Annotated in this window: 10 protein-coding genes; 7 read left to right on the top strand and 3 right to left on the bottom strand. The window is 47.6% G+C overall.

The window, feature by feature from the left end; translation table 11 throughout:
* Window positions 1–75: 75 nt before the first annotated feature.
* The 6 genes from mobC to QUA70_RS28710 all read left to right on the top strand — a co-directional run bounded on the left by mobC (window position 76) and on the right by QUA70_RS28710 (window position 3,071).
* Window positions 76–321: a plasmid mobilization relaxosome protein MobC gene (mobC, locus tag QUA70_RS27595; protein WP_333350965.1), complete on the top strand. Its 246-nt coding sequence runs from the start codon at window positions 76–78 to the stop codon at window positions 319–321.
* Between the two features lie 64 nt (window positions 322–385).
* Window positions 386–730, top strand: a complete 345-nt coding sequence (locus QUA70_RS27590; RefSeq protein WP_333350967.1) for a relaxase/mobilization nuclease domain-containing protein — start codon at window positions 386–388, stop codon at window positions 728–730.
* A gap of 78 nt (window positions 731–808) precedes the next feature.
* The gene (locus tag QUA70_RS27585; protein ID WP_333336090.1) at window positions 809–1,027 is read left to right on the top strand and encodes a hypothetical protein; all 219 of its coding nucleotides are present in this window, start codon (window positions 809–811) and stop codon (window positions 1,025–1,027) included.
* A gap of 63 nt (window positions 1,028–1,090) precedes the next feature.
* Window positions 1,091–1,702, top strand: a complete 612-nt coding sequence (locus QUA70_RS27580) for a ParA family protein (RefSeq protein ID WP_333336087.1) — start codon at window positions 1,091–1,093, stop codon at window positions 1,700–1,702.
* The gene (locus QUA70_RS27575; protein ID WP_333336084.1) at window positions 1,699–1,944 is read left to right on the top strand and encodes a CopG family transcriptional regulator; all 246 of its coding nucleotides are present in this window, start codon (window positions 1,699–1,701) and stop codon (window positions 1,942–1,944) included. Before QUA70_RS27580 ends, QUA70_RS27575 begins: the two co-directional genes overlap by 4 nt.
* Window positions 1,945–2,891: 947 nt before the next feature.
* Window positions 2,892–3,071, top strand: a complete 180-nt coding sequence (locus tag QUA70_RS28710) for a DNA/RNA non-specific endonuclease (RefSeq protein WP_445251683.1) — start codon at window positions 2,892–2,894, stop codon at window positions 3,069–3,071.
* A gap of 63 nt (window positions 3,072–3,134) precedes the next feature.
* Here QUA70_RS28710 and QUA70_RS27570 read toward each other — a convergent pair whose 3' ends face one another.
* The 3 genes from QUA70_RS27570 to QUA70_RS27560 all read right to left on the bottom strand — a co-directional run bounded on the left by QUA70_RS27570 (window position 3,135) and on the right by QUA70_RS27560 (window position 5,711).
* Entirely contained in the window at window positions 3,135–4,997 is a 1,863-nt protein-coding gene (locus tag QUA70_RS27570; RefSeq protein ID WP_333336081.1) for a site-specific integrase, read from the bottom strand.
* Between the two features lie 118 nt (window positions 4,998–5,115).
* Window positions 5,116–5,442, bottom strand: coding sequence for a hypothetical protein (locus QUA70_RS27565; RefSeq protein WP_333410757.1), 327 nt, complete (start codon window positions 5,440–5,442; stop codon window positions 5,116–5,118).
* A 56-nt stretch (window positions 5,443–5,498) separates the two neighbouring features.
* Complete coding sequence (locus QUA70_RS27560; RefSeq protein WP_333336076.1) at window positions 5,499–5,711, bottom strand: hypothetical protein; 213 nt, start codon at window positions 5,709–5,711, stop codon at window positions 5,499–5,501.
* A gap of 668 nt (window positions 5,712–6,379) precedes the next feature.
* On the opposite strand from QUA70_RS27560, the gene QUA70_RS27555 reads away from it, so the two are divergent.
* Window positions 6,380–6,733, top strand: a complete 354-nt coding sequence (locus QUA70_RS27555; protein ID WP_333350970.1) for an ASCH domain-containing protein — start codon at window positions 6,380–6,382, stop codon at window positions 6,731–6,733.
* Window positions 6,734–6,804 lie beyond the last annotated feature (71 nt).

Genomic DNA, 6,804 nt, shown 5'->3' with positions numbered 1-6,804 from the left:
TATTGACAGGATGTTCCTTTATATCTTGCCCTTTTTGTCAAGTACAATTTATACCAAATTAGATGAGCTTACCCTGTGCCACGCCCTCTAGCTGCATTTGACTTGAAAGCCTATCAAGTGTTATGCAAGATTGATGCCCAATTGAGAATTGCAGGAAACAACCTCAATCAGATGGCTAGAGCTTGCAATAGTGCTGTGGCATTGGGAGAACCAGTTGTTGTCAATACAGGACTCTTAGAAAGAGTACAGCAACTCATTCGAGAAAACGGGGATGCAATTAAAACAATAGTTGCAAACCTCGCCCAATCTACAGTACGCTAATTATTAACAAGCCTGGGCTTTACCGCATGAGCAATCGATTCAAACAACTGACGGCTTTTCGGTTATGATTGGCAAACAAATCAAAGGTACAGGCTTTCGGGGCTGTCTGAACTACGTGCTGGGCAAAAAAGACGCCGCTCTAATTGGCGGTACTATGTGCGGACAAACTCCTGAAGAACTGGCTGCTGAATTTGGGATCGCCCGACAACTAAGACCTAACCTGAAAGTAGCAGTTTTTCACGCCACTTTATCTGTCGATCACACCGAAAAACTAGAAGATTCTGAAGAAAATGACCAACGCTGGCTGGCGATCTCCGTTTTTGTTTCAGATTCTGGGGCAAACAATGCGGTACGCGAGGAAGTCATCGCAAAAGTGGCAAAGGCAGCATGGGACGAATGGAGCAAATAGTTGCTGAAGGTGAAGGTGTTAAGGGTTGATCGCTCTGGCAGTGCAACTAAACATCAGATTCAAGATACCAATCGTCCAATGGAACTTCAATGTTCGTATTTGCACGTTGCCGGTGGTTGTGCGCCAACCACCGATACCTTAAATTTAGTGGCTGCTGGTGTGGAAACCGATGCACGCGCCGCATTCATTCTCAGTCAACAAGTGCCTGGAGACAAACATACTGGAGATTTGAGAAGAGGATGCGATCGCTCTGGCTGCACTCCTGAGCGTAGAGAATATGGATGGCTTTTTCTATAAACCCAATCATCTAAACATTCAATCATCTAGACATTCAGATGTTTTAGCTGTAAAATCTGGTTGATGAACTCAACACGCTTACCTATGATTGTGACAGTCGCCTCATTCAAGGGCGGAGTCGGGAAGACAACCACAGCGCTGCACTTAGCGGCTTACTTGCAGACCAAAGCACCCGCGCTGTTGGTAGATGGCGACCTCAACCGCAGTGCCTTAGATTGGGCTGCTCGCGGTTCCCTCCCGTTCAAAGTAGTCGATGAAAAGCAAGGCGTGCGATATGCCAGGGATTACGAACACATCGTCATCGACACGCCGGCACGACCCACTCCAGAAGACCTCAAAACTCTAGCTGAAGGGTGCGATTTGCTGATATTGCCCAGCTCTCCCGATGCTATGGCCCTGAGCGCTATGCTGCAAATGGTGGAAGCTCTCTATTCTCTGCAATCCAATTACCGCATTTTGCTTACGGTCATCCCACCCGCTCCGAGTAAAGTCGGGGCTGAATCTAGGGCAACCATCGAAAAAGCGGGATTGCCCATTTTCAAGTCTGATATAAGGAGGCTAGCGGTATTTCAAAAAGCTGCCCTTGCTGGGGTTCCCGTAAGCGCTATCAAAGACCCTTACGCCAAAGCTGCTTGGGGGTGCTACACCGCTGTTGGAAAGGAGATACTTCCATGAGTCGCTTTGATGATTTACTGAAGGCCAAGAAACTCAAACCCGGTGAACCTGACCTTTCACCCAGTGTGGCACTATCTAAAAGCAAAGACCCCAACTTCGTCCGCACTACAGTTTACCTGCCAAAACAACTGCACCGCCAACTTAAATCCGCAGCAGCGCAATCAGGTCAGGAAATGAGCGAGCTGGTGGAAAAGTCTGTGGTTCAATACCTCCAACAGTTCAATCCCGACGGTGACACCTAAACATTTGGATGTTTGAATGTTTAAGCATTTGACTCCCCCTCTAAAAACAAGAAACTGTCTCGCCTTGCGATTCCCGATTCTTTTTTGAGTCGCCCACACGAACGGTTTACCTGTTGGGGATTACGGTGCTTGATCGCGGCAACTATCTCTGTTTTCAGTCGAGCGCTCGAAAAGTTCGACCCCGATGGGAAAGCCCCAGAATTAGATGCTTGAATGTTTAAGCATTTGACTCCCCCTCTAAAAACAAGAAACTGTCTCGCCTTGCGATTCCCGATTCTTTTTTGAGTCGCCCACACGAACGGTTTACCTGTTGGGGATTACGGTGCTTGATCGCGGCAACTATCTCTGTTTTCAGTCGAGCGCTCGAAAAGTTCGACCCCGATGGGAAAGCCCCAGAATTAGATGCTTGAATGTTCAAACATTTGAATGTTTGAACATCTAAATAGCTAAAGGTACAGAATCCCGTATTGTTGGGCGGTTGCTGCATTCATTCGGTTTAGTGTCGGGCTGCTGGTAAGCTTGGCATTGACATGAGAATGGGAGCGACTGACAGTGAGGAAATTTTGGCAGCGGGGGGCGATCGCCAAGAGTGTTGGTAGGAATTGTTAGCGACTGTAATCTAACTGCGCCCTCACCGCCGTCTCGGCTTCCTCAACTCGGTCGCGAGAAACCAAGGGTGCAGCAACCCAAGCCAAGCACCAGAGAACCCATCAGCGAGCGCCATTAATGACCGCAACTTACTCCTAGGCAATCCAAGCAATGCAGCTCCCTGTGTTGCCAGCATCGACAACTATTTAATGGTGAAGCCGCAGTTCGTGATGAGCTACAACAGCAAGACTAAGACCGCCAACTGGGTTTCGTAGCAACTGAATCGCTCTTGGATTGGGACAGCAAATCGCCAGGACAACTTCCGCCCCGACGATGCTCTCCCCGCTGCTTGATACAAAGTGCGACCAAGCCATAACACAAGAAGCGGCTACAACAGGAGACACATTGCACCAAGCGCCGATTGCACCCGCAACGAAGCGAATAACCGCGCTACCTTTTTAATCAGCGATATGATGCCCCAAGTGCCTGAACTCAACAGACCTGTGTGGCATGACTTGCGTAAGTCCTGTTGTAATTAAAGTCAGAAAAACAGTAAAAAAAACCCCTGCACGGTGATGCAGGGGAAAGCGAATTACAGTTCGCTAGTCAGAAGTTGAGTCGGGATGCAAAGACTTCTGGACTAGCTCCATAACCGCTAACTGAATGGGTCTGTGCTTCTGCCCAGGGCTGCGGCGGTCGTAACTCGCCCGGAGAATCTGCGGGCTATGCCCCATTCCATAAGCCAGAGAAGCAATGTCCGAGTCAGACGCTCCGTTATCCAAAAAATGAGTCGCAAAGATGTCTCGCAGTAAGTGAGGAGTCAATCGCTGGCCCGTCAAAGCATGAGCAGCATTACTGATATAGTTAGCCATACTGTCCTCAGCAAAAGGCGTGCCATTGTGCCGCACAAAAACGAATTCACCCACCGGGTCGAACTGCAAGCGACCAGCCCACAAACGGCCAACCTCCTGCTCACCTGGGTTGAAAGTTCCCCCGCAGGAGCGCCAACTCCCATCCGGCATTTTATAATAGCCATAAAGCCATGCTTCCAAATAGTCATAGAAACATCGCCCGTCAGGGAACTGCACGTTGGGAATCTCCAAATCTTGGTGTCCGTAAGTCTCACCCGTTTTGTAAGACTCTAGCGTTACATCCTTGATCCAGCGGCCATCCGGCGTCCTATACAGATAACCGCAATTCCGGTCGCGGTTGCGACCCGTAGGCAGGGGCTGGTACAAACCGTCTGCAGGCACATCTACAGGCCGCTTCACAGGACACTCAAGAGCCATTTTCAGATCCCTTAACTCCTGCTGTCGCCGGGGAGGGCTATAGGTCAAACACCCCCAGAGCACGTAGCGCTGGAAGCTATAAGCAGTCGCCTTCAGAGACCTCCCAGAGCCACACGCCAACTTCGGTTGGCACTCCAAGCGCAGCGGTTCGACAATTAGTTCCCAAACTTGCGGCAAATCCAGCCACTTCTTATCCACATCCGCCACTGGAACGTGGTTTTTCAACTCCTTAGTTGCCAGTGACAGCCGTCCGCGCAAAACCTTCACCGCCGGCACTTCGCTGTAATCGCTAGAAGTGATTTCATTGTGGTATTGAAACTTCGCCACCGCCAGCAGCGCACACAGGTAATTCTTGCGAGTGTGAGGGCTTCTGGCACCCCGCTCCTCTATCAAAAAATTGCAGAATTCGCAAACCCAGCGATCCACATAATCCCCTACCTTAGCAGCCATTGCGGCTGCAGCTTCCTTAGAAGTCGCATACTTGAGTTCAACCGGCGGAATTAAAGTATTCAAAGACAGCTCTTCCAACGGCACTCCTCGGTAGTAATGGAACCAGCCGAGCAAGTGAAAGAACAAGCCAATTTGGTTGCGGCAGGCTGTAGTTTTCACCGGGTCCTCTAATCTACCCGGCCAGTGGGCGGAGGTACGAAACTTGTAGAACTGTTCAGTTTTAGCTTTTAACTTCTCTGACACTTGCTCTGGTTGCAAGCCGTAAGGCGGCAAAGCAGAGCGGGTCGTCAGTAGCGTTTTCGCCATAATTCCGTAGCCTCGACGGCGGCGACCTCCGCAGCAATCAACAGATTTCTCAGGTAAGGTATTTCCCGGCCACCAGCCTTGCTTGATGCACCAAGAAACAAGTTCCTTAAGCCGCGAGCGGTAAACCTCCTTACTACTATCCGAGGGTTGCAGCAGTTCAAAGGCTTTTTCTTGAGCTTCTAAGGCAGTTGTGAATTGCTCAACGTTTATACCTTTTTTAAAGGTCGTGGCCCTGTCTATTTCAACTCGCGTGGGCTTGCGACCTTTGAAAGGCTCCAAGCCCCATCCGGGCAAAGTGTAACGGTTGATAGCCGTTTCAGTTTGAGAGATAATTTCTTGCGCTTTCTTTTGCGGGTGCTGGGTCTGAACGTGGGTAGCATAAAGACCGAGAATGTCGGTCAAAGAGAGGTTCTTTTTCATTGTTATAAATGGTGGTAGAGGAAAACGGGACAAGTTCAGGTCTTGTGGAAGTGCTACGAAGCTTTGAAAAGAGGCTTTCAGAAATTGGCTCCCATTCAAATAATAGTAAAAACTACAGTCACAACTTTACTGTAGTTTTTACTATAGGTGGTGGTCGGCTGTAAAGCTTATAAAACAAGGCTTTTTTCCTTAAAACTCCGTTTATTTTATAAATAAGTTTTTGGCTATTTATAACCTCAAAAAAGATTAGGTAAGGCATAAGAGCTAACACCTTGCTATGCTTAGCAAGGTAGAAGCTCGACACCACACTCCAACCAATCGGCTGACAAAAACTAGCAAAGATTAGCTCTTGTGTAGTAGCTAACCTTTGCAAATTAGCCTCTTTTGGCTTTTGTACTTGATAGCCAAAATACAGTTGTGTGGTTCTGGGAATAAAAAAATTCATAGTGCAATGAGCGAGGCTAAAAAAGGGCTGGATTGTCAAAGAGTTTGCGTTGCGAACTAAGGGTTACTTTGGGTTGGCGAATGAGCTGGTAAATGCTCCCGTGTTCTAGCAAATTGCTCAACAACTTCTGAGCGAGAAATACCGTGTATTTTGGCAAGATAATCCAGTATGTTGACGGCTGTTGGCGTCAGACTAAAGGTGAAAGGTCGTTTGATTTCGTCGTACATCTCTGGCTGATTCCGCATACTTTTGTGTTTTGGTTTAGCCATGTCAAAAACTCCTTTTTGATGGGGTGAACAAACTTTCAATTGAATTCGACGTAAAAATAAACACAAAAAAAGGAGTTCGGGGGAACTCCTGTCAGGATTGGTATTTTATTCAGTTCTTGGCTGTAAAGCGTTGAAGAAGCCCACGCTCGCCAGACAAGGTTATTGTCGAAATTTTAAAGAAAGTTATGAGTGCTAAGTTCAGATAGTAGGGATACTGTTTGTTAAGCAGCAACCACTGGAATTTATAAAAAATTAGCGACCTGTAGTTATTATAGCCAACTAAATCAAAGTTACCCAGTTGTTTAGGATTTACTTCCTTTTATTATAACAAAGCGAGCCGCGCCAGCTATACAGTACAAGGCGTACCGTCCTACCTTCCAAGCTTTAGGTCAAAATAAGAGCTTTTTCTCACTGGCAGGGCGAGCGAGTGGATTTACGCAAGTTTACAAAAGATGGTTACTTTTTCTCATTGGCAGGGCGATCAAAGAGGTTTATTCTTTGAGTTAAGGCAGAGCAGAAGGTGTTCAGACTATTCGGAGTTAAACCGCAGATGTGCGGGATAAGCCGACTAGGAAGAGCGTTGTACCGCACCTGCGACACAATTATAAGTTGTGTTGTTGCGTGCAGCGTGACAGAAGCGAACGGACAAATTGGTTACAAGGATAGCTATGAGCGAGCAATGGTGGTCAAAACTTAACCAGTTCTCTTTTGGCGATACGCCGCAAATGGCAAATGAATTGGCATTTTTAGTCATTAACGGGGTGAAAACGGGCACCTCATGGCATCAGAGTGAAGGCCAGCAAACACAAGTGGGGCAAAAGCACGTGGTGTTGGATGGAGAAGGTTCGCCTGTTGCCATAATTGAGACCGTAGAACTCCGACTACTCCGCTACGATGAGGTTGATGAAGCGTTTGCTTATGATAGTGGTGAAGATGATCGAACTCTTTCTTCGTGGAGGGCAGGTTATCGCAACTATTACGAGCGACAAGGCAAATACGCGCCAGATATGCTTTTGTATTAGACCTCTTGCAAAATAATTTTATGATATAATGGAAAGTTTTGCTTGACTGGATTGAATCCCAACTATTAACT

It is taken from the genome of Microcoleus sp. LAD1_D5 (assembly GCF_036702115.1).
Taxonomy (GTDB): Bacteria; Cyanobacteriota; Cyanobacteriia; order Cyanobacteriales; family Microcoleaceae; genus Microcoleus.
The sequence above is the reverse complement of the archived record's forward strand: the minus strand, read 5'-3'. Positions and strand labels throughout refer to the sequence as shown.

Bases quoted from the DNA above. Each gene is read 5' to 3' on its own strand.
- QUA70_RS27590 (WP_333350967.1), top strand. From the start codon at position 386: ATGATTGGCAAACAAATCAAAGGTACAGGCTTTCGGGGCTGTCTGAAC.
- QUA70_RS27575 (WP_333336084.1), top strand. From the start codon at position 1,699: ATGAGTCGCTTTGATGATTTACTGAAGGCCAAGAAACTCAAACCCGGT.
- QUA70_RS27570 (WP_333336081.1), bottom strand. From the start codon at position 4,997: ATGAAAAAGAACCTCTCTTTGACCGACATTCTCGGTCTTTATGCTACC.
- QUA70_RS27580 (WP_333336087.1), top strand. From the start codon at position 1,091: ATGAACTCAACACGCTTACCTATGATTGTGACAGTCGCCTCATTCAAG.
- QUA70_RS27565 (WP_333410757.1), bottom strand. From the start codon at position 5,442: ATGAATTTTTTTATTCCCAGAACCACACAACTGTATTTTGGCTATCAA.
- QUA70_RS27560 (WP_333336076.1), bottom strand. From the start codon at position 5,711: ATGGCTAAACCAAAACACAAAAGTATGCGGAATCAGCCAGAGATGTAC.
- QUA70_RS27555 (WP_333350970.1), top strand. From the start codon at position 6,380: ATGAGCGAGCAATGGTGGTCAAAACTTAACCAGTTCTCTTTTGGCGAT.
- QUA70_RS27585 (WP_333336090.1), top strand. From the start codon at position 809: ATGGAACTTCAATGTTCGTATTTGCACGTTGCCGGTGGTTGTGCGCCA.